Below are 20,065 nucleotides of genomic sequence, written 5' to 3' on the forward strand. Positions count from 1 at the left end.
GGACGGAGCGGTGGACACTACATCCCCTCCCCTTCGACCATGAACTCCTCTTCGACCCCGTCGTCGGCGCCGGGCACGTCGAAGCGCGGGTCGAGCGGGATCGGGTCCATGACCTGCTCGCCGACCTCCAGGCCGGAGACGACCTCGATGAACGAGCCGTCGGAGATGCCCAGCTCCACCGGGCGGGCCTCCTCGGTGCCGTCCTCGGCGACGACGATGACCTCGCCCTCGCCGGTGGTGCCGCGCACCGCCGTCATGGGCACGACCACGACGTCCTCGACCTTGCCGGTGCTGATCGACAGCTTGCCCTGGACGCCCTCGAACACCTGGACGTCGGCGGGCACCCGGCAGGCCAGCTCGCCGCCGGAGCCGCCGCCGGTGTCGCCGCCCTCCATCGGGAAGCCGAACTCGTCGGTCTCGGGCTGCTCCTCACCGCCGCCGCCGGCCTCGGCGGCGCCCAGCGACAGGAAGTCGCACTGGGTGGGCGGCGGGCCGTTCGTGATCTCCAGGAGGATGTCGTCGGGCTCCTCGTAGAACCGGTACAGGTCGTTGGCGGGGATCGTGGCGACCGCCCGGTAGATGTCCGGGGCGACGGTGGCGACCACGGCCCCCGGCTCCAGGACGTCGCCGACCTGCACGTCGGCCAGACCGGTCACCTTGCCGTCGACCGGCGCGTAGAGGCTGACCTCGCGGGTCACCGGCTCGGCCGGGGCCTCGCCCTCACCGGTGCCGGTGCCCGGGGCGGGCTCCTCGGTGTACTTCACGTTGAGGATGGGCGCGCCCTCCTCCACCGTGGCGCCGTCGGTCACCCACAGGTGGACGACCTGGCCGCCCTTCTGGGCCTTGACGCTCCTGCCGGGCTCGGCCTGCACGGTGGCGTCCAGCACCATGACGGAGTCGATGGTGCCCAGCTCGACGGGGTAGGGGACGCCCCCCACGTCGACGGCGCCCTCCATCGGGAGCTCCTCGCCGGAACCGCCCAGCCGGTTCAGCAGGAAGTACCCGCCGCCGGCGACCGCGACCACGAGCAGCAGCGCCACCGAGCCGATGATGATCCACTTCTTCACGTGTGTCTCCTATTCCCGCAGTCCGGCGACGACGGACGAGCGCAGTGCCCGCAGGGCGGGGATGACTCCGGCGAGCAGGCCGACACCGGCGGCGCTGCCCAGGCCGACCAGGACGGCGGTCGGCGGGATGGCGATGGGTACGTCGGGGGGCAGTTCGATGAACGAGGCGGCGATCGCGCCGCCCGCGGCGACCAGGGCCCAGCAGCCGAGCAGGGCGATGACGCCGGCGACCAGCGACACCACGACGGATTCCATCACGACGGCGACGAACAGGGTGAACCTGGTCGCGCCCAGGGCCCGGTAGGTGGCCAGTTCGCGCCTGCGCTCGCGCACGGTGACCAGGCCGACGTTGAGGACGCCGAGCAGGCCCGTGGTGAGCGTGATGGCGGCGATGCCGATGAGCCCGATCGACAGGTACCCGATCATCTGGTTGACCTCTTCGGCGTAGTCCGCCCGGTAGGCCATGAGCGAGTCCTGGCGCACCTCGCCCCAGCGGTCGGAGGCCGACAGCAGGCGTTCGGTGAAGACCTCGCCCCAGGGGTCGGTCGCGGCCGGGTCGGAGGGGTCGATCCGGACGCTGTACTCGGGGTCCCGGATCGAGATCGGCGCGGTGGCGCCGTCCTCGGAGGTCTCGACGGGCTCGCCGTAGATCAGCTCCTCGCTGGCGGGCGCGCGCAGCAGGAAGGCGGTGTACCAGCCGCCGTCCAGGGCCGAGCTGGAGGAGACGCCGACCACGCGGACGTCCATCCAGTGGTCGGTGCCGATCTGCACCCGGGTGATGTCCTCCATGTCCGCGGCCAGGCTCTCGTTGACCACCAGCACGGGGGCCAGGGACTCGGCGTCGGCCTCGGTGAACCAGCGGCCCTGGGACATGGTCATCCGGCGGATGTCGCCGAGGGAGACGTCCACGGCCCGGATCTCCACGTCGGGGATGCCCTGGTCCCCGGAGCGCATGGAGACGCCCTCGACCATCTTGTAGATCGACACGTCCACGCCGCCGGCCCGGACCAGGTCCTCCTCGAAGGCCCGCACGTCGGTGATCTCGGTGTCCCAGCTGGAGACGCTCAGGGTCGCGGCGCGTCCGGCGTTGGCCTCGCTGTAGGCGGTGGCGAACCGCTGCCCGAAGTCGCCCGCGGTGACCACGGCGATCAGCGAGCCGACGCCGACGACGATGCCGGCGCAGGACAGGATCGTCCTGGCGATGTTGGCGCGGGAACCGGCGAAGGCGAGCAGTATCCCGGCCACGAGGGAACGCAGCATACGGTCCCTTCCCAGTGAATGTGTGTGGGGTGGCGCCGCCTCGCGGGCGGCGCCGTGCAGGCCCGCGGGGGCGGGGCCTCACCCCAGATCATCGCGGATGTCGCAGGTTTCGGTTCATGATCACCGGGGGATTTTTGTTTTTTTCGGGACCGGAATGGGGACGGCTTGGCGGACCGGGCCGGCGGCGGGGGTCAGACCTCGAAGCCGTCGCAGGTCAGCGGGGTTCCCGTGGCGGTGTCGGACCAGAGGACGGTGTACACCCCGGCGGCGAGGTCGGAACCGCCTTTCTCGGGATAACGGACATGCGACCACTCCCCGGGGGCGGTGTCCGTTTCCAGGGTGTGGAGGTCGTCGCCGGGGGTCCGGACCGTGACGGTCACCGCGGTCGGTTCGACGTCTTCGGGCGGCAGCAGGCCCAGTTCGACCGGGCCCTCCCCGACGGCGGTGCGCGGCGCCTCGGTGCGCCAGGCGTCCCCGCCCGGGACCCCCGCGGTGTCCACGGCGGGCGTGCACAGCAGGAGGTCCGGGTCGAAGACGGTGTCGCCCGCGTCGACGGCGGGCCCGGAGCCGGGCCCGCCGTCGCGCACCGAGTCGGCGATCATCGCGTCGAGTTCGTCGGGGGTGTGCCCGTGGCCGCCGCCGCAGGCGGTGGCGGTGAGCAGGAGCAGCACGGCGGCGCCCAGGCGTACGGGCGCGGGGATGTGGGTCGGCACGGTCGCCACGCTACTACTCTCCGTATCCACTCCGCTGCGCAATATCGAAGAGCGGGGTCCGCGACCCGGGGGCCTCCCGACTCAGACGGAGCGCAGCGGCGTCGGCCCGCCGTTCAGCCAGGTCAGCGCCTGGTCGTGCAGGATCCCGTTGGTGCACACCAGCGGCCCGCCGTCGGCGAACGCGTCGCCGCGCAGGCTCGTGGCCCGCCCGCCGGCCTCCTCCAGGATGATCGGCAGGGGGGCGGCGTCCCACAGCGACAGCTCCGGCTCGGCGGCGATGTCCACCACGCCCTCGGCCACCATCACGTGCGACCAGAAGTCGCCGTAGGCGCGGGTCCGCCACACCGACCGGGTCAGGCCCAGGAACGACTCCAGCCGCCCCTGCTCCTCCCAGCCGCTCAGGGACGAGAAGCTCAGGGAGGCGTCGGACAGCTCCGACACCTTCGACACGTGGCAGCGCGAGGCCTTGGACAGGCTCCGGCCCTGCCACGCGCCCCCGCCCAGGGACGCCCACCAGCGCCGGAACAGCGCCGGGGCCGAGACCACGCCGACCACCGGACGGTCGCCCTCCAGCAGGGCGATGAGCGTCGCCCACACCGGGACGCCGCGCACGTAGTTCTTGGTGCCGTCGATGGGGTCGATCACCCACACGCGGTTGCTGTTGCCGCTCTTGCCGTACTCCTCGCCCACCACGGCGTCCCGGGGGCGGGCGCGCGACAGGACACCGCGGAGCGTCTCCTCGACCAGCCGGTCGGCCTCGGTCACCGGGGTCAGGTCGGGTTTGGTGTCGACCACCAGGTCCAACGCACGGAAACGCTTCAGTGCGATGTCGTCGGCAGCGTCGGCGAGCACGTGGGCCAGCCGCAGATCATCGTCAAAGGACGCCATGGGCGGTAACGCTACCCTCCCGGGCACGAACATGGCCAAAGGGCCCCACACGCGTGACCAGAGTGTTAGTCGCCGACGCCTCCGGGTCACCGAACCGGGGGTGGGAGTCCGGGCGTCCGGATGCCACCATGGGGGGATGGATACCAGACAGGGCGGATCGGTCCGCGAGCGGCTGATGGACGCCGCCTACGCCGAGGTCGTCTCCGGCGGGTGGGGCGAGCGGCGGATGGCCGACATCGCGGCCGCGGCCCAGGTGTCCCGCCAGACCCTGTACAACGTGTTCGGCAGCAAGGAGGGGCTGCTCCAGGACGTCGTGGTGCGCGAGGTCAACGCCCTGCTGGACGAGGTGATGCGGGTCCTGGCCGCCGAGCACGGCGATCCGGCCCACACCGTGAGCCGGACCGCCCGCCTGATCCTCGACACCGCGCGCGGCAACCCCCTGCTGCACGCGGTGGTCACCGGAGACCGCGAACTGCTCCCGGTGCTGACCACGCGCTCGGAGCCGCTGCTGGAGGTGCTCGGCGAGCGCATCGCCGCCTCCCTGCGCGAGCACCGCCCCGACCTCGACCAGGCCCTGGCCGAGGCGGTCGCCGACGTCGGCGTGCGGCTCACCGTGTCGTACGCGCTCCAGCCCATCGACCCCGCCGAGGCGGCCCGCCGGATCGAGACGGTGACCCACGGGATGCTGCTGGTCGGCCACCGGGAGGAGTGTTGACCGGGGAGGAGCCCGCCCGGGCCCGGATCACGGCCATCCCGGTGCGCAGACCCGAGCGGCTGGCCGTGCTGGACCGGGTGGCCCGCGCGTTCGAACCCGGCGTGCGCTACACCGAGTCGCAGGTCAACGACGTCATCGGCGGTTTCAGCGCCGACGTCCCCGCGCTGCGCCGCGGCCTGGTGGACGAGGGCTTCCTGGAGCACGACCGCGTCCACTACTGGCGCTGCGGCGGCACCGTCGACCTGTGACCCGGCTCAGGCCGGGTCCTCCAGGAGGCGGTCGACCAGCCCGGCGCCGTCCTGGTCCCCGCCCCCGTCGGCGACGTGCCGTTCCATGAGTTCGGCGTAGGGGCGCAGCAGTTCGGTGCTCACCCTGGCCTCCCGCGCGGTCCGCAGCAGGGTGTCCAGGCCCCGGGACTGCATGGCCAGGTTGGAGACCACCCCGGTCGTGAGGTCTCCGCTCTCCAGGCGTTCGGCGAACCCGCCGGCGGCGTCGGACAGCATCGCCCCCACCCAGCCCTCCAGGAGCCCGGCGGCCTCCTTGGGCGGGACCCCGGACCGGCGGGCCAGGGCGAAGGCGTGCGTGAGCCCGCCGAACATGCCGTTCATGGCGCTGAGAAGCGCCACGTCCAGCAGCGCGGCCAGCCCCGGGTCCCCGCCCTGGAACCGGGCGCCGGTGGGGACCGACAGCGCCTCCCGGTGCTCGGCGAACGCCTCCTCCGAACCGCTGTAGAACGTGTACGCGCCCGTCTCCAGGGCGCCCACCATCGGCGGTACGGCCATGATCCCGCCGCTGACGAAGCGGGCCCCGCGCGCGGCCGCCCACTCCGCGCGGGCGCGCGCCTCGCCGGGGGTGCCGGTGGTGATGTCGACCAGGTCCCTGCCGGCCAGGTCCACCCCCTCCAGGACGGCGCCGACGGAGGCGTCGTCGAACAGGCAGGTGACGACGAGCCGCCCGGCGGCCACCGCCGAGGCGGGGTCGGCGGCGACGTCGGCGCCCTCGGCGGCCAGGGGCTCGGCGCGGGAAGCGGTGCGGTTCCAGACGGTGAGGGGGTGCCCGGCGGCGAGCCAGGCGCGGGCGAACGCGGTGCCCATGTCGCCCAGCCCGAGCAGGACGATACGGGACGGATCGGTGGTGTTCTCTGTCATGTGGACTAGGCTCGTGGCGGGCGGCGACGCCCACAAGTACGCACTTTGAAGTGGGTGCTCACCCCGAGGTGAGCATGCAGGCAGGGGGAACATGAGGTCTCTTCGCCGCCCGGAGTCGTATCACTGCGGGACCGCCGCCGCGATGGACGTCATCGACGGGAAGTGGAAGATCGTCATCCTGTGGGCGCTGGGCGAGCGCCCGCACCGGTTCGGCGAGCTGCGCCGCACCCTGGACGGCGTCTCGGAGAAGGTCCTCGCCTCGCACCTGCGCGAGATGGAGGAGGACGGGCTCGTCCACCGCGAGGTCTTCGACGAGGTCCCGCCCCGGGTCGAGTACTCGCTGACCCCGCTCGGCGTCTCCCTCAACCAGGCCCTGGAGCCGCTGGCCGACTGGGGGGAGCGGCACGTCATCGGCCGCCTCCCCACCGCCTAGGGCTCGCGTTCCTCGTCGGGCTCGGCGTCGCCCTCGCGGCCGGCGAGCAGCCTGCGCAGGGACGCCACCCGGGCCGGGTCGGCCTCGCCGCGCGCCAGGGCGCCGCCGATGGCGCAGCCCTCGGCGCCGTCCTGGTGGGTGCAGCCCGCCGGGCAGTCCAGGGCGAGGTCGGCCAGGTCCGGGAAGCCCTCCACGATGTCCTCCGGGGCGATGTGCGCCAGGCCGAAGCTGCGCACCCCCGGGGTGTCGATCAGCCAGCCGCCCTCGAACGGCAGCGCCACCGCGGACGTCGAGGTGTGGCGCCCCCGGCCGGTGACCGCGTTGACGTGGCCCACCGCCCGGTCGGTGCCGGGGATGAGCCGGTTGAACAGGGTGGACTTGCCCACGCCCGAGGACCCCACCAGCACGGTGGTGCGTCCCGCCAGCCGCCCTTCGAGGCCGGTGAGGTCGCCCTCGGGGCTGAGCACCTCGTAGGGCACGCCCAGCGGCTCGTACATCCGCAGCAGTTCGCCGGGGTCGGCGAGGTCGGCCTTGGTCAGGCACAGCAGCGGGGACAGCCCCGCGTCGTAGGCGGCCACCAGGCAGCGGTCCACGAACCGCGGCTGCGGGGCCGGGTCGGCCAGGGCGCACACGATCGCCAGCTGGTCGGCGTTGGCTACGATGATCCGCTCCACCGGGTCGGTGTCGTCGGCGGTGCGGCGCAGCACCGAGCTGCGGTCCCTGACCCGGACGATCCGCGCCAGGGTGTCCGGGAGCCCGGACAGGTCGCCGACCACGTCCACCCGGTCGCCCACCACGATCGACCCGCGGCCCAGCTCGCGGGCCTTCATCGCCACCACCCGGGTGCCCTCGACCAGGCACCGGTACCGGCCCCGGTCCACGGCGGTGACCAGGCCCTCCACCGCGTTCTCGTGCTTGGGCCGGTTGCGGGTGCGGGGCCGCGACCCGCCCCGGGCGCGGACCCGGATGTCGTCCTCGTCGAGGTGGCGCCCCCCGCCCCGGGTGCGGCTCATGCCAGCGCCTCCGCCCACAGGCCGGGGAAGTCCGGCAGGGTCTTGCGCGTGGTGGCGATGTTCTCCACCTCCACCCCGGGCACCGCGAGCCCGATGACGGCGCCGGAGGTGGCCATCCGGTGGTCGTCGTAGGAGTGGAAGACACCGCCGTGCAGCGGCCGGGGCTCGATGACCAGCCCGTCGGGCAGCTCCTCGGCGTTCCCGCCCAGGCGGTTGATCTCGGCGGCCAGGGCGGCGATGCGGTCGGTCTCGTGGCGGCGCAGGTGCGCGATGCCGGTGAGCCGGGAGGGGGTCGAGGCCAGGGCGGCCACCGCGGCGATGGTGGGGGTGAGCTCGCCCACCTCTCGCAGGTCGGCCTCCAGGCCCAGGATCCGCCCGGTGCCGCGCAGGGTCAGCGCCCCGCCGTTCCGGGACACCTCGCCGCCCATCCGGGTGAACAGCGACCGCAGGTGGTCGCCGGGCTGGGTGGTGTGCTCGGGCCAGCCCTCGACGGTGACCTCGCCGCCGGTGACCAGCGCGGCCGCCAGGAAGGGGGCGGCGTTGGACAGGTCCGGCTCCACGGTGATCTCGGTGACCTTGACCGGTCCCGGCTCGACCGTCCAGACGTCGTCGCCCACCAGCACCGTCACCCCGGCGGCGCGCAGCATCTCCACGGTCATGTCCAGGTGCGGCCGGGAGGGCACGGGGGCGCCCTCGTGGCGCACCCGCACGCCCTGCTCGAACCGGGCGCCGGCCAGCAGCAGCGCGGACACGAACTGGGAGGAGCCCGAGGCGTCCAGGACGACGTCGCCGCCGCGCACCCGGCCGGTCCCGTGCACGGTCATCGGCAGGGCGCCGGCGGAGTCGTCGATGTCGGCGCCCAGGGCGCGCAGCGCCGCCAGCAGCTCGCCCACCGGCCGCTCCCGCGCCCGCGGGTCGCCGTCGAAGTCCACGTCCCCGGCGGCCAGCGCGGCCACCGGCGGCACGAACCGCATCACCGTTCCGGCGTTGCCCACGTCGACCGAGGCGGGGCCGCGCAGCGGGCCCGGGGTGACGAACAGGTCCTCGCCGCGCTCCTCCACGGTCGTGCCCAGGGCGCGCAGCGCCCCCACCATCAGCTCGCTGTCCCGGCTGACCAGGGGACGGCGCACCAGGCACGGCGTCTGCGACAGGGCGGCCAGGATCAGCGCCCGGTTGGTGACCGACTTGGAACCGGGCAGGGAGAGTCGGGCGCGGACGGGGCCCTCGGCGACGGGAGCGGGCCAGTGCGGTGCTGCTGTGGGCTCAGGCATGCCCCCAAGGTTATCGGGAGCCCTCCCCGGACGCTTATTCTTGGTAACGCCATGGTGTATCTGGATCACGCAGCCACGACCGAGGTCCGCCCCGAGGTGATCGCCGAGGTCGCGGCCGGGCTCGGCTCCCTCGGCAACCCCTCCTCCCTGCACGGGCACGGGCGCGCCGCCCGCCGCGCCGTCGAGGAGTCGCGCGAGCGCGTCGCCGAAGCCCTGGGGTGCACACCGCACGAGGTGGTCTTCACCGCGGGCGGCACCGAGTCGGACAACATCGCCATCAAGGGCCTGTACTGGTCCCGCCGCGCCGAGGACCCGCGCCGCCGCCGGGTCATCACCAGCGCCGTCGAGCACCACGCCGCCCTGGACCCCGCGCACTGGACGGCCGAGCACCAGGGCGCGGTCCACGAGACGCTGCCGGTGGACCCCCTGGGCCGGGTGGAGCCGCGGGTCCTGCGCGAGGCGATCGAGCGCGACCCGGAGTCCGTGGCCGTGGTGTCGGTGATGTGGGCCAACAACGAGGTCGGCACGGTGCAGCCGGTGGCCGAGCTGGCCGCCGTCGCCGCGGAGTACGGGATCCCCTTCCACACCGACGCGGTGCAGGCCGTGGGCGTGGAGCCGGTGGACTTCGCCGCCTCCGGGGTGAGCGCCCTGACGGTCAGCGGGCACAAGCTCGGCGGCCCGGTGGGCACCGGGGCGCTGCTGCTGGCGCGCGGGCTGAGCCCGGTCCCGGTGCTGCACGGGGGCGGCCAGGAGCGCGACGTCCGCTCGGGCACCCTGGCCACGCCGCTGGTGCGCGGGCTGGCCACCGCGGTGCACCTCGCGGTCGCCGAGCGCGAGAAGCACGCCGCCCACCTGTCCGGGCTGCGCGACACCCTGGAGGAGCGGGTGCGCGGGGTGGTCCCCGACGTCGTCGTCAACGGGGACCCGGACCGGCGGCTGCCGGGCATCGCGCACCTGTCCTTCCCCGGCTGCGAGGGCGACGCCCTGCTCATGCTGCTGGACGCCAGGGGCGTCTCCTGCTCCACCGGCTCGGCCTGCTCCGCGGGGGTGGCCCAGCCCAGCCACGTGCTGCTGGCGATGGGGGCCGACCCCGACACGGCCTCCAGCAGCCTGCGCCTGTCGCTGGGGCGGACCTCCACCGAGGCCGACGTGGACGCGCTGGTCGAGGCGATCGGGCCCGCGGTGGAGCGTTCGCGGGCGGCCCTGGCCAAGCGCCGCGGGAACGCGAGGCGGCCGTAGGCCGTCCGCGGAGGGCTCAGCCCGCGCGGTGGACGGTGACGGACTCGATCACCACGTCCTCGACCGGGCGGTCCTGGCCCTCGGTGGCGATCTGGGAGATCTCCACGGCCACGTCCATCGAGGCGTCGTCGGCGACGTGCCCGAAGATCGTGTGCTTGTTCTGCAGGTGCGGGGTCGGCGCCACGGTGATGAAGAACTGCGAGCCGTTGGTGCCCGGGCCGGAGTTGGCCATCGCCAGCACCCCCGGCTCGTCGAAGGTCTCCTCGTCGCTGAACTCGTCCTGGAACTGGTAGCCCGGCCCGCCGGTGCCCGTGCCCTGGGGGTCGCCGCCCTGGATCATGAAGTCGGGGATGACCCGGTGGAAGAGCGTGCCGTCGTAGAACTCGGCCTCGCCGGTCACCGGGTTGGCCACTCCCGCGCCCTCGGCCAGGCCGACGAAGTTGGCGACCGTGACCGGCGCGATCTCGGGCAGCAGGTCCACGGTGATGTCCCCGTGGTTCGTGTGCAGGGTCGCGCCCTCCACGTCGCTGACGTCCACGTCCGGGACCTCGGTCGAGGCCGGCGCTTCTTCGTCGTTGCCGCAGGCGGCGGTCGTGGCGAGCAGTGCTCCGGCCAGCAGGCCGGCGGACAGGGTGGTCAGGCGCATGGAACACTCTTCGGGGTCGGTGGGGACGGTGGACGCCACTGAAGGGTACCGACCCCGTCGGCCCGTCCCGCCACGCGGGACCCGTCAGTCCCGCGTCTCCTCCGGGCCGTCCTGGTCCCGGCGTTCGGCCTGCTCACGGGCGCGGCGGCGCTGCTCCTCGGCGCGTTCGCGGCAGCGGCGCAGGAACTCCTCGTCCTCCTGCGGCGTCGCGGCCCGGGCCCGGTTGGGATGGTCGTATTCGGGGAAGGGGGAGGGCGGGCGCACGGGGCCGGCGGTCCGGGCCCGCCGCGGCCGGCCCAGGGCGAACCACGCCAGCGCGCCCAGCTTGGGCAGCAGCAGGACGATCACCACCCAGGCGGGCTTGGGCAGCAGGCGCACCGCGTCGGCGTCCGAGCCGACGGCGTCGAACAGCGCGTACACCCACACGGCCAGCGCCACGACGAAGAACAGCAGGTAGAGGTAGGCCACGGGTTCTTCCTGTTGATCGGGGGAACACCCGGAGCGCCGGGTGGCATTGTCAGACCTTGTACTGACTTATCACGGATCGCCGCACTCATCGGTCGCTTGACCGGGCACCCCGCTCCGGGAGAGGGTCGGACCACGGGGCCGCCCGGCGTCGATCCAGGTCCGGCCCCACGGGCGACGGAGGAGGATGATGGGCGTGAACACGGTGTTGCCCTCGGCGGTATGGCTCCCCTTCGGCGCGCGGATCCTGCGCGCCCGCTCGGACAAGGGGCTCTCCCGCGCCGAACTCGCCGCCACGGTCGGGGTGAGCGACGACAAGCTCGGCGAGGTGGAGAGCGCCCGTTGCAGGCCGGCCCGCTCCCTGGTCGAGCGGGTGGACAACGCGCTGGGCACCGAGCACCAGCTGGTCGACGCCTGGGCGGTCGCGCTCCAGGCGGAGGCGTTCCCCAACGAGTTCGGGGACCTGCGCGAACTCACCGTGCACGCCCCCGAGGTGTGGGAGACCCAGCCGGTGGTCATCCCGCCGTTCCTGCGCACCCGGGAGTACTCCTGGGCGGTGCTGCGGCCCAGCTACTTCGACCTGTCCGACGACGAGGTCGAGGCCATGGTCGAGGAGGAGATGTCCCTGCGGGCCGCGATGACCGGACCCGACGGGCCGTCGCTGCGGGTGGTCCTCAACGAGACCGTGCTCCGGCGGCCCCAGGGCGGCGCCGAGGTGCTCAACGCCCAGCGCGGCTTCCTCGCCGACCTGGTGGCGGCCGGGATCGTGCGGCTGGGGATGATCCCGGAGAAGTCGCCCCGTCACCCCGAGCTGGGCGGGCCCTTCCGGCTCATGGAGTACGGCGACCGGTCGCCCATCGTGTACGCGTTCGCCGCCCAGGGCGGGGAGCTCATCACCGACGCCGAGCAGGTCCTGCGGTGCTCCATGGTCCGCGACGCCATCGAGGAGGTCACGGTGGAGCTGACCCCCGAATCGGAGATCCTCAGCGCGCGCTGGCCCGAGGGCTGAACGCGGGCGGGCCGGGGAAGCGCTCCCACGAAAGGTCTTGGGGCGGGGTCCCATGATGGGCTAGGTTGCCCGCCATGGATATCGCGATCACATCCGGATACGTCGTGCCCGTCGACGGGGACCCCATCGACGGCGGCACGGTCCTCATCTCCGACGGCAGGATCACCGCCGTCGGCCCCGACTCCGAGGTGGCCGTCCCCGAGGGCGCCACCGTCGTCGACGCCTCCGGCAAGTGGGTCCTCCCCGGCTTCGTCGAGGCCCACGGCCACATCGGCATCGACGAGGAGGGCATCGGCTGGGCCGGTGACGACACCAACGAGATGACCGACCCCAACGGGGCGCGGATGCGCGCCCTGGACGCCATCAACCCCGCCGACCGCGGCTTCGTCGACGCCCTGTCCGGAGGCGTCACCAGCTCGGTGGTCAAGCCCGGGTCGGGCAACCCCATCGGCGGGCAGACCGTGGCGGTCAAGTCCTGGGGCCGCAGCATGGAGGACCGGCTCATCAAGCACCCCGCCAGCGTCAAGAGCGCGCTCGGCGAGAACCCCAAGCGGGTCTACGGCAACAAGGACAAGCTGCCCTCCACCCGCCAGGGCGTGGCCGCGGTCATCCGCGACGCCTTCACCAAGGCCCAGGACTACAAGGCCAAGAAGGAGCACGCCGAGGCCGAGGGCAAGCCCTTCGACCGGGACAACACGCTGGAGGTGCTGGTCCGGGTCCTGGACCGGGAGCTGCCCTGGTGCCAGCACACCCACCGGGCCGACGACATCCACACCGCCATCCGCCTGTCGGACGAGTTCGGCTACCGGCTCATCGTCAACCACTGCACCGAGGGCCACCTGCTGGCCGACGAGCTGGCCGCCCGGAACATCCCCGTGATCACCGGCCCGCTGATGACCAGCCGCTCCAAGGTCGAGGTCAACAACAAGACCCTGGCCAACCCGGGCATCCTGGACCGCGCCGGGGTGAAGGTGGCCCTCACCACCGACCACCCGGTCGTGCCCATCGAGTTCCTGGTCCTCCAGGCCGCCCTGTGCGTCAAGGAGGGCATGGACCCGGACTCGGCCATCCGCGCCCTGACCGTGAACCCGGCCCAGATCATGGGCCTGGACGACCGGATCGGCTCCCTGAAGCCGGGGCTGGACGGCGACGTCGTGCTCTGGTCGGGCGACCCGCTGGACCTGCGCAGCCGCGCCGAGCGCGTGTTCATCGAGGGCCGCGAGGTGTACACCTACGACTACGGTGCCCGCCGCGGCACGGCCGCGGACGCCTACTACCGCGAGTCCTGAGGCGGTGGTCCCGGGCCGCTCCGGCCGGCCCGGGCCCCGCCCCCCTCAGGCCCCCCTCAGACCGCGGTGGGCGGGATATGAGGCGGCCGTGGCCTGCGATATACGCCGATATGCCGATGTGCGGGCAGGGTCCTTAGCGGGAGTCTGAGGTCATCCGGGACGACGGAGCCCGGGACGGGACCTCCGGGAGGACGCCATGAACCACCACGACCCCGCGGCAGAGGCCGCCGAGTTCCACCGCCTGGAGCGGGAGCGGGAGGCCGCCCGCGAACGCGAGCTGCGGCGCATCCGCGAGGAGCGCCTCCGGGACGGCGACCGGCGCCGGTTCGGGCGGCCCCGCGGCCGGGGCGGGCCTACGGACGACTACGACCTCGCCGTCTAGACCCGGCCGATCCGACGCCCCGGGTCGGGCCGGGGAGAAGGGGGCGGTGCGCCGCGCGGGGTGCGGCGCACCGCCCCCGTGTCCGTCCGGGGAGGGGCGTCGGCGGTGAGGGCGGGCGGTGGCCTCTTCACCGCCCCGTGTTCCGTCCGGGGCGGGGCGGGCGCGACCGGTCGGCGGGACCCGCCCCGCGGGCTCAGCCGGCCGTGGAGATCCGCCGCAGGGGGGACCCGCCGGGCGGGTCCGCGTCGTCCGCGGTCGCGAACACGGTGGCGCGCTCCGCCTCCAGCCGCTTCCAGGTGTCCCGGGGGTCGGCGCCGGGGCCGGGGAACGGCGCCAGGATGATCGGAGCCCCCGCCGCCATCGGTCCCAGCAGCAGCTCCGCGCTCCGGCCCAGCACCTCCAGCGGGGCCGCGGGGTCCAGGAGCAGCGCCACCCGGTCGGCCTCGGTCAGCTCCCAGCGCCGCGCACCCTCGCGGCCGTGGACGACCAGGGCCTCGCCCGTGCGGGTCTCCGACAGGCGCAGGGCCGGGGCCAGCGGGTCCACAGGGTAGGGGGAGAAGCGGTCGCCGTACCCGCGCACCTCCACCGAGTAGTCCAGCACCATCGGCGGGACCTCCCGCAGCGGCAGGCCCAGCGGGTGCAGCGAGGTGCCCACGACCTCCTCGGCCCCGCTGTCCAGGGCCGCCTCCAGGCGGGCCTCGTCGGCCACCGCCACCTGGGCGTCCGCGGGCAGGCCGGACCCCGCGGCCGCCTCGGCGACCGCGCCCACCGACCAGCACGCCGTCAGCCACACCAGCGCCTGCCAGTGCACGGGCAGGGCCGCCACCACCCGGTCGCCCGGCTGGGTGCCGAAGCCGTCCACGAGCATGTTCGCGGTCTTGGACACCCAGTTGTCGAAGGTGGCCCGGGACAGTTCCACCCGGCCGCCCGAGGCGTCGTAGGAGGTGACGAACGGGCGGGAGGGGTCGGCGGCGACCAGGTCGCGCCACAGCTGCGCGGGAGTTTCGGACATGGCCACCACTCTAGGGCGTGTTCGGTGGATGCTTTCGAGCGTTTCGGCGCTTGCGCCGAATGCCGGGAGCGGCCGCGAGGCGATCTCTCGCAAGACGGCCGGCGCGGGTCGGCCCGGGGTCGGCTGTCCGAGCGCAGGCGGCGCGGCGAGAGGAGGCCTCGCGGCCGCGACCCGGAATGATCCGCCGAACACGCCCTAGAACCCGCCGGGAGCGGGAGGCGGCGGGTCCGTAACAAAGCGCCGCACGGTGTGCGAGGGGGTGACGGGAAGTGTCAGAGTTACCCCATGCGCTTGCTCCCCGGACGATTCCTCGCCCGTGTCACCGCGCTGCCCGCGATCGCCGTGTCCGCCTGGCTCCTGGTGGCCTTCCCCCTCCTGGCACTCGGTCTGTTCACTCCCTGGATCGCCCTGATCCTCGGGGTGCCCGCCGTGATCGCGGCCGGCGCCCTGGTGCCGCGGCTCATCCCCGACCCGGAGGAGGACGTGCCCTGGTGGCCCGTCGTCCTGGTCCTGGTGGTCGCGGCCGCGTTCGCGATCGTGCAGATCGCCTACCACGCCGAGGCCCTGGTCATCCGCCGCGACCCGGCCTCCTACGCCATGTACACGGTGTGGATCGCCGAGAACGGCCACCTGCCGATCCCGCAGCAGCGCGAGCTCATCGCCGGGGACGACCCCGCGCTGAGCTACCAGAGCCTGGCGCACTACGAGCGCGGCGACGTCATCTGGCCCCAGTTCATGGCGGGCGCCCCCCTGGTCACCGCCATCGGGTACTGGCTGGGCGGGCTCGACGGCATGCTCGTCGCCACGCCGGTCCTGGGCGCACTGGGCGTCCTGACCTTCGCCGGACTCGCCGCCCGCCTGGTCGGCGCCCGCTGGGCGCCCCTGGCCGCCCTGGTCCTGGCCCTGTGCCTGCCCCAGCAGTGGGTCAGCCGGTTCACCTACAGCGAGCCCGTCACCCAGATCCTCCTCCTCGGCGGGCTGGTCCTGGCCTACGACTCCCTGGTCAGGCGCACCCACATCACCGACAGGTGGTCGCGGACCCAGACCCTGGCCGCCGTCGCCGGACTGGTGCTCGGCCTGGCCCTGGTCGTGCGCATCGACGCCATCCGCGACCTGCTGCCCGTCATCGGGTTCGTCGCCCTGCTCCTGCTCGCCCGGCGCGGCCAGGCCCTCCCGCTGCTCGGCGGCCTGGCGCTCGGCACCGGTCTGGGCTTCTACGCGGGGTACGGGCTGTCCCTGCCCTACCTGGAGTACCTGTCGGACTCCCTGGACCCGCTGCTGATGATCAGCGGCGGGGTGGTCCTGGCCGCGGCCGCGGGCACCGCGGTCCTGTGGCGGCACGGCCTGCCGCGCACCGACCGGGTGCGGTGGCTGCCCGTCGCCGTCGCCGCCCTGGCCCTGGTCACCATGGCCGGCTTCGCCGTCCGTCCGCTGCTGTGGCCCGACTACGGCCACGGCAGCGACTTCACCGACGGCTGGGTCGCCTACGTCCAGTCCCAGGAGGGGCTGCCGATCGAGGGCAGCCGCACCTACTACGACATGAGCCTGTACTGGGTGGGCTGGTACGTGGGCCTGGGCACCGTCCTGTTCGCGTCCCTGGGCGTGGCCATGGTCCTGCGCCGCCTCACGCAGTGGCGCGACCCCCAGTGGCTGCTGCCCGCCATGCTGCTGGTGTGGTCGGTGGCCACCACCCTCATGCGCCCCGCCATCACCCCCGACCACCCCTGGGCCAGCCGCCGCCTCATCGTCCTGGTCATCCCCGCGTTCGTGCTGTTCGCGGTCTGGTTCCTGGCCTGGCTCACCCGCTACTGCGCCGTCGCCGTACAGGCGGAGAAGCAGGGCTCGGCCCTGCGCATGCTGCCGGTGGTGGTCGCCGCCGGCGCGGCCGTGGCGATGGTCGCCCCCACCGCCGTCACCTCCTTCGCCGGCATCATGGGGTACCGGCAGGACGTGGGGACGGTGGCGGCCACCGAGCGATTGTGCGCGGCCCTGCCCGACGACGCCTCGGTGGTCGTGGTCGACCCCGGCATGGCGGGCAACTACATGCCGCTGCTGCGCAACGTCTGCGGGGTGCCCACCGCCGCGCTCGACGACGCCTCGCCGGAGAACACCGACCGTGTCATCGCCGCGATCCTGGAGCGCGACCGCACACCCGTGCTCGCCTCCGAGGACTGGGCGCAGCTGGCCGACCTCGTCCCCGAGGTGGAGCCGGAGCGGCCCTTCCACGTGGTGGCGCAGATGGACCCGAGTACCCTCATGGAACCGCCCACCGGCCATTGGAGCTTCGTCGGGAGCGTGTGGATCACGGTCGTCCCCCGACCCTGACCCGCGCCCCGCGCAGCCCGCCCGCACCCTCTGAGAAGAACGCATGAGCCAGACACACGACGACGCCAGCCCCCGTCCCGAAGCCGGGTCCGAGGACCCGCCGGTGCGGGTCACCATCGTCCTGCCCTGCTACAACGAGGAGGACCACGTCGTCGACGAGGTCAAGCGGATCTGCTCGGCCATGGACGCGTCCGGGTACGGGTACGAGCTGCTGGCCGTCGACGACGCCTCCACCGACTCCACCCTGGAGCGGCTGCGCGAGGTCGCCCCCGTGTTCCCGAGCATGCGGATCATCGCGTTCGGGCACAACGGCGGCTCCGGCACGGTCCGCCGCATCGGCAGCCAGCGCGCCCGCGGCGAGTACGTGGTGTGGACCGACGCGGACATGAGCTACCCCAACGAGCGCATCCCCGAGCTGGTCGCCATGCTCGACGAGGACCCCGAGATCGACCAGGTCGTGGGCGCCCGCACCCAGGAGATGGGCAGCCACAAGGCACTGCGGGTGCCCGCCAAGTGGGTCATCCGCAAGATCGCGGAGAAGCTCACCAACACGCGCATCCCCGACCTCAACTCCGGGCTGCGCGTGTTCCGCCGGGACGTGGCCCGCCCCTACCTGCGGCTGCTGCCGCCCGGGTTCTCCTGCGTCACCACCATCACCCTGGCGTTCCTGTCCAACCAGCACCCGGTGCGGTACGTGCCGATCGAGTACGCCAAGCGCGCCGGGAAGTCGAAGTTCCACTTCGTCACCGACGCGTACCGGTACATCCTCCAGGTGCTGCGCATGGTCATGTACTTCAACCCGCTCAAGGTACTGATGCCGCCCGCGCTCGCCCTGCTGGGCGTGGGCGCCGCCAAGTTCGTGTTCGACCAGGTGCGCAACCCGCTGTACATCCCCAACAACACCGTCATGATCCTCATGACGGGGCTGATCATCGCCGCGATCGCCCTGCTGGCCGACCTGATCGTGCGCTCCCGGGACGGGGCGTGAGCCCCGAGCGGGTGGCGCTGGTCGGCCCGGTCCACCCCTACAAGGGCGGCGGCGCCCGGCACACCACCGAGCTGGCGCACCGGCTGCGGGCCGCCGGGCACCCCACCGCGGTCGAGTCGTGGCGGGCCCAGTACCCCGCGGCCCTCTACCCGGGGACGCAGACCGTCGACGAGCCCGAGGGGGAGCCCTACCCCGACACCAGGCGCGAGCTGGCCTGGTACCGGCCCGACGGGTGGTGGCGGGCCGGGCGGCGGCTGGCCCGGGAGGCCGACCTGGTGGTCCTCACCCTGTTCTCGCCCGTGCAGGTGCCCGCCTACCTCGGCGTCCTGGCCGGGGTGCGGTCGGTGCGGGGCGACCGCACGCGGGTGGTGGCCCTGTGCCACAACGTGCTGCCGCACGAGCGGCGGGCCGTGGACGTGTCGCTGGTCCGGTCGCTGCTGCGGAGGGTGGACGGGGTGCTCGCGCACTCCGCCGACCAGGCCCTGCTGGCGCGGGGCATGCGCGGCGCCGGGGCCGGCGCCCCGGTCACGGCCGTGCTGCCCCCGCACCTGCCCGACACCGGCGCGGCCGTCCCCCCGAAGCCGGGGGAGCGCCGCCACCTGCTGTTCCTGGGCATCGTCCGCCCCTACAAGGGCGTGGACGTGCTGTTGCGCGCCCTGGCCGCGGGGGCGCCCGGCGACGTCTCGCTGACCGTCGCAGGGGAGTTCTGGGGCGGCACCGCCGAACTGGAGGCGCTCACCGCGGAACTGGGGCTCGGGGACCGGGTGCGGCTGCGGGACGGGTACGTGCCCGCCGAGGAGCTGCCGGACCTGTACGCCGGCGCCGACGCGGTGGTGCTGCCCTACCGGACCGCCACCGCCAGCCAGAACGTGTGGCTGGCCCACGAACACGGCCTGCCGGTGATCGCCACCCGCGCCGGGGCGCTGGCCGACCACGTCCGCGAGGGCGTGGACGGGCTGCTGTGCGCCCCGGGCGACGTTGACGACCTGGCCCGGGCGCTCGAGGAGTTCTACACCCCGGGCACCCCCGAGCGCCTGCGCGCCGGCGTCCGCCCGGTCGACCCCGCGCCCTGGTGGGCCGACTACGTCGAGCGCCTCCTGTCCGCCTGAGCGCCGGGACCCGCGCCGTCCACCGCGGATCCCGGCGGGCGGCGGCCTACAGCGGCGGGCCGTCGATCCACATGGAGTACTCGTAGAGCGTGTACTTCACCACGTCTCCGGGCTCGCACCAGTCGGCCGCCGACGCGGCGGGCTCGACCACCACGTGTTCCTGGGAGAGTACCCAGCCGGTGGCGGGGTCGAAGAGGACCCGGTGCTCGACGGTGCCGATGTCGGTCGGGTCGAGGGTGTAGGCCACACCCACGGCCGGTCGGCCGGACACGTCCCGCACCGCCTCGAGCGGCCGGACCCCGGGCAGCCCGGCCAGGAGGGTGTACATGCCGGCTCTGACCTCGGGCGGGAAGGGCAGGTGCAGCGACCGGCTGACGTAGGAGAACCGCCGCGCCTCCTCGCCCTCGTGTCCGCCTCCCGTCGTCGACGGGTGCCTGATGCCGTCAGGACCCTGCGCCACCGGGTCGTCAGGCATGGGCTCCGAGGCGGGGAACAGCATCTCCTCGAGGTCTTCGGGGTCGGGGGACGCCTCCTGGAGACCCCGGTGGTCCACGGTGCCGAGTCCGAAGTCCCAGCCCCCGGGATGGGGGCCGGACATCTCCCCGAAGTCCTCCTCCTGCGTGGGGATGTCGCTGCGCTCCCCCTCGGGTCCGGGCTCCCACCGGACGGGGGAGCCGTCACGCTCCCACGCGGCCCAGGCGTCCTCGTTCAGCAGCCTCCACGTCGTCGCATCGGTCCGCTGGGCGTGCAGCCCCCACTCCTCGCCCCCCTCGCTCCGGCCGGTCCCGATGTCGTACTCGTCCACCCAGCTCCAGGTCTCGGAGTGGTAGATGTCGTACACCCCGTACCTGTCGTCCTCCGGGCCCACCCCCCACGCCTCCGCCGAGTCGGTGCGCAGGTTCCAGACGTCGCCCCTGACGGGCATGTTCCGGGCCTCCTCGATGACCGGGGCCATCACCTCCAGGGCGGTGGGCACCTCCTCCGCGGACTCCGCGGACGTCTCGGCGGCGGGCGCCGCGGCGCCCTGGTTACAGGCGGTCAGGGTGAGGACCACGGCCGCGGTGGCCGGGAGCAGGGAACGGACGGTGCGCAT

General features: G+C 73.7%; 21 protein-coding genes. 10 read left to right on the forward strand and 11 right to left on the reverse strand.

The window, feature by feature from the left end; translation table 11 throughout:
• Positions 1-17: 17 nt before the first annotated feature.
• The 4 genes from ABZ249_RS03460 to hisN form a co-directional block, all read right to left on the reverse strand.
• Positions 18-1,067, reverse strand: a complete 1,050-nt coding sequence (locus tag ABZ249_RS03460) for an efflux RND transporter periplasmic adaptor subunit (protein ID WP_355256649.1) — start codon at positions 1,065-1,067, stop codon at positions 18-20.
• Between the two features lie 9 nt (positions 1,068-1,076).
• Positions 1,077-2,327 carry an ABC transporter permease gene (locus tag ABZ249_RS03465; protein WP_355256652.1) on the reverse strand — a complete coding sequence of 417 codons (1,251 nt, stop codon included), beginning with the start codon at positions 2,325-2,327 and terminating at the stop codon, positions 1,077-1,079.
• Positions 2,328-2,518: 191 nt separating this feature from the next.
• On the reverse strand, positions 2,519-3,049 hold the full coding sequence (locus ABZ249_RS03470; RefSeq protein ID WP_355256656.1) for a hypothetical protein: 531 nt from the start codon (positions 3,047-3,049) through the stop codon (positions 2,519-2,521).
• Positions 3,050-3,121: 72 nt separating this feature from the next.
• Positions 3,122-3,928, reverse strand: coding sequence for a histidinol-phosphatase (gene hisN / locus ABZ249_RS03475; protein ID WP_355256659.1), 807 nt, complete (start codon positions 3,926-3,928; stop codon positions 3,122-3,124).
• A gap of 136 nt (positions 3,929-4,064) precedes the next feature.
• On the opposite strand from hisN, the gene ABZ249_RS03480 reads away from it, so the two are divergent.
• Both ABZ249_RS03480 and ABZ249_RS03485 read left to right on the forward strand, forming a co-directional pair.
• The gene (locus tag ABZ249_RS03480) at positions 4,065-4,643 is read left to right on the forward strand and encodes a TetR family transcriptional regulator (RefSeq protein WP_355256662.1); all 579 of its coding nucleotides are present in this window, start codon (positions 4,065-4,067) and stop codon (positions 4,641-4,643) included.
• A complete protein-coding gene (locus ABZ249_RS03485; protein WP_355256665.1) occupies positions 4,640-4,891 on the forward strand; it encodes a DUF2087 domain-containing protein in 252 nt (83 codons plus the stop codon). Before ABZ249_RS03480 ends, ABZ249_RS03485 begins: the two co-directional genes overlap by 4 nt.
• Positions 4,892-4,897: 6 nt before the next feature.
• Here ABZ249_RS03485 and ABZ249_RS03490 read toward each other — a convergent pair whose 3' ends face one another.
• Positions 4,898-5,791, reverse strand: a complete 894-nt coding sequence (locus tag ABZ249_RS03490; RefSeq protein WP_355256667.1) for an NAD(P)-binding domain-containing protein — start codon at positions 5,789-5,791, stop codon at positions 4,898-4,900.
• Between the two features lie 91 nt (positions 5,792-5,882).
• Here ABZ249_RS03490 and ABZ249_RS03495 point away from each other — a divergent pair, with 91 nt between their 5' ends.
• On the forward strand, positions 5,883-6,224 hold the full coding sequence (locus ABZ249_RS03495) for a helix-turn-helix domain-containing protein (protein WP_355256670.1): 342 nt from the start codon (positions 5,883-5,885) through the stop codon (positions 6,222-6,224).
• Here ABZ249_RS03495 and rsgA read toward each other — a convergent pair.
• Entirely contained in the window at positions 6,221-7,237 is a 1,017-nt protein-coding gene (rsgA, locus tag ABZ249_RS03500; RefSeq protein WP_355256673.1) for a ribosome small subunit-dependent GTPase A, read from the reverse strand. The two genes, ABZ249_RS03495 and rsgA, sit on opposite strands and share 4 nt — an antisense overlap.
• Entirely contained in the window at positions 7,234-8,508 is a 1,275-nt protein-coding gene (gene aroA, locus ABZ249_RS03505) for a 3-phosphoshikimate 1-carboxyvinyltransferase (RefSeq protein ID WP_355256676.1), read from the reverse strand. Before aroA ends, rsgA begins: the two co-directional genes overlap by 4 nt.
• 51 nt (positions 8,509-8,559) lie before the next feature.
• Here aroA and ABZ249_RS03510 point away from each other — a divergent pair, with 51 nt between their 5' ends.
• Positions 8,560-9,747, forward strand: a complete 1,188-nt coding sequence (locus ABZ249_RS03510; RefSeq protein ID WP_355256679.1) for a cysteine desulfurase family protein — start codon at positions 8,560-8,562, stop codon at positions 9,745-9,747.
• 16 nt (positions 9,748-9,763) lie between these two features.
• On the opposite strand, the gene ABZ249_RS03515 is transcribed toward ABZ249_RS03510, so the two are convergent.
• Complete coding sequence (locus tag ABZ249_RS03515) at positions 9,764-10,393, reverse strand: peptidylprolyl isomerase (protein ID WP_355256682.1); 630 nt, start codon at positions 10,391-10,393, stop codon at positions 9,764-9,766.
• An 84-nt stretch (positions 10,394-10,477) separates the two neighbouring features.
• Positions 10,478-10,861 carry a PLD nuclease N-terminal domain-containing protein gene (locus ABZ249_RS03520; protein WP_355256685.1) on the reverse strand — a complete coding sequence of 128 codons (384 nt, stop codon included), beginning with the start codon at positions 10,859-10,861 and terminating at the stop codon, positions 10,478-10,480.
• 187 nt (positions 10,862-11,048) lie between these two features.
• Here ABZ249_RS03520 and ABZ249_RS03525 point away from each other — a divergent pair, with 187 nt between their 5' ends.
• From ABZ249_RS03525 to ABZ249_RS03535, 3 genes are all read left to right on the forward strand, one after another.
• Positions 11,049-11,867, forward strand: coding sequence for a helix-turn-helix transcriptional regulator (locus tag ABZ249_RS03525; RefSeq protein ID WP_220565025.1), 819 nt, complete (start codon positions 11,049-11,051; stop codon positions 11,865-11,867).
• A gap of 74 nt (positions 11,868-11,941) precedes the next feature.
• Positions 11,942-13,156: an amidohydrolase gene (locus ABZ249_RS03530; protein WP_355256689.1), complete on the forward strand. Its 1,215-nt coding sequence runs from the start codon at positions 11,942-11,944 to the stop codon at positions 13,154-13,156.
• A 196-nt stretch (positions 13,157-13,352) separates the two neighbouring features.
• Positions 13,353-13,538: a hypothetical protein gene (locus tag ABZ249_RS03535; RefSeq protein ID WP_355256692.1), complete on the forward strand. Its 186-nt coding sequence runs from the start codon at positions 13,353-13,355 to the stop codon at positions 13,536-13,538.
• A 193-nt stretch (positions 13,539-13,731) separates the two neighbouring features.
• Here the strand turns inward: ABZ249_RS03535 and ABZ249_RS03540 are convergent, their stop codons facing one another.
• Complete coding sequence (locus ABZ249_RS03540) at positions 13,732-14,550, reverse strand: TIGR03089 family protein (RefSeq protein ID WP_355256695.1); 819 nt, start codon at positions 14,548-14,550, stop codon at positions 13,732-13,734.
• 285 nt (positions 14,551-14,835) lie between these two features.
• Here ABZ249_RS03540 and ABZ249_RS03545 point away from each other — a divergent pair, with 285 nt between their 5' ends.
• The 3 genes from ABZ249_RS03545 to ABZ249_RS03555 are packed head-to-tail and all read left to right on the forward strand — an operon-like array spanning position 14,836 to position 18,972.
• Entirely contained in the window at positions 14,836-16,875 is a 2,040-nt protein-coding gene (locus ABZ249_RS03545) for a hypothetical protein (RefSeq protein WP_355256698.1), read from the forward strand.
• Between the two features lie 43 nt (positions 16,876-16,918).
• Positions 16,919-17,863, forward strand: a complete 945-nt coding sequence (locus tag ABZ249_RS03550) for a glycosyltransferase family 2 protein (RefSeq protein ID WP_355256700.1) — start codon at positions 16,919-16,921, stop codon at positions 17,861-17,863.
• Positions 17,860-18,972: a glycosyltransferase family 4 protein gene (locus ABZ249_RS03555; RefSeq protein ID WP_355256702.1), complete on the forward strand. Its 1,113-nt coding sequence runs from the start codon at positions 17,860-17,862 to the stop codon at positions 18,970-18,972. Before ABZ249_RS03550 ends, ABZ249_RS03555 begins: the two co-directional genes overlap by 4 nt.
• A gap of 46 nt (positions 18,973-19,018) precedes the next feature.
• Here ABZ249_RS03555 and ABZ249_RS03560 read toward each other — a convergent pair whose 3' ends face one another.
• The gene (locus ABZ249_RS03560; RefSeq protein WP_355256705.1) at positions 19,019-20,065 is read right to left on the reverse strand and encodes a hypothetical protein; all 1,047 of its coding nucleotides are present in this window, start codon (positions 20,063-20,065) and stop codon (positions 19,019-19,021) included.

It is taken from the genome of Nocardiopsis sp. NPDC006139 (genome assembly GCF_040614155.1).
In the GTDB taxonomy this organism is placed as follows: Bacteria; Actinomycetota; Actinomycetes; order Streptosporangiales; family Streptosporangiaceae; genus Nocardiopsis; species Nocardiopsis changdeensis.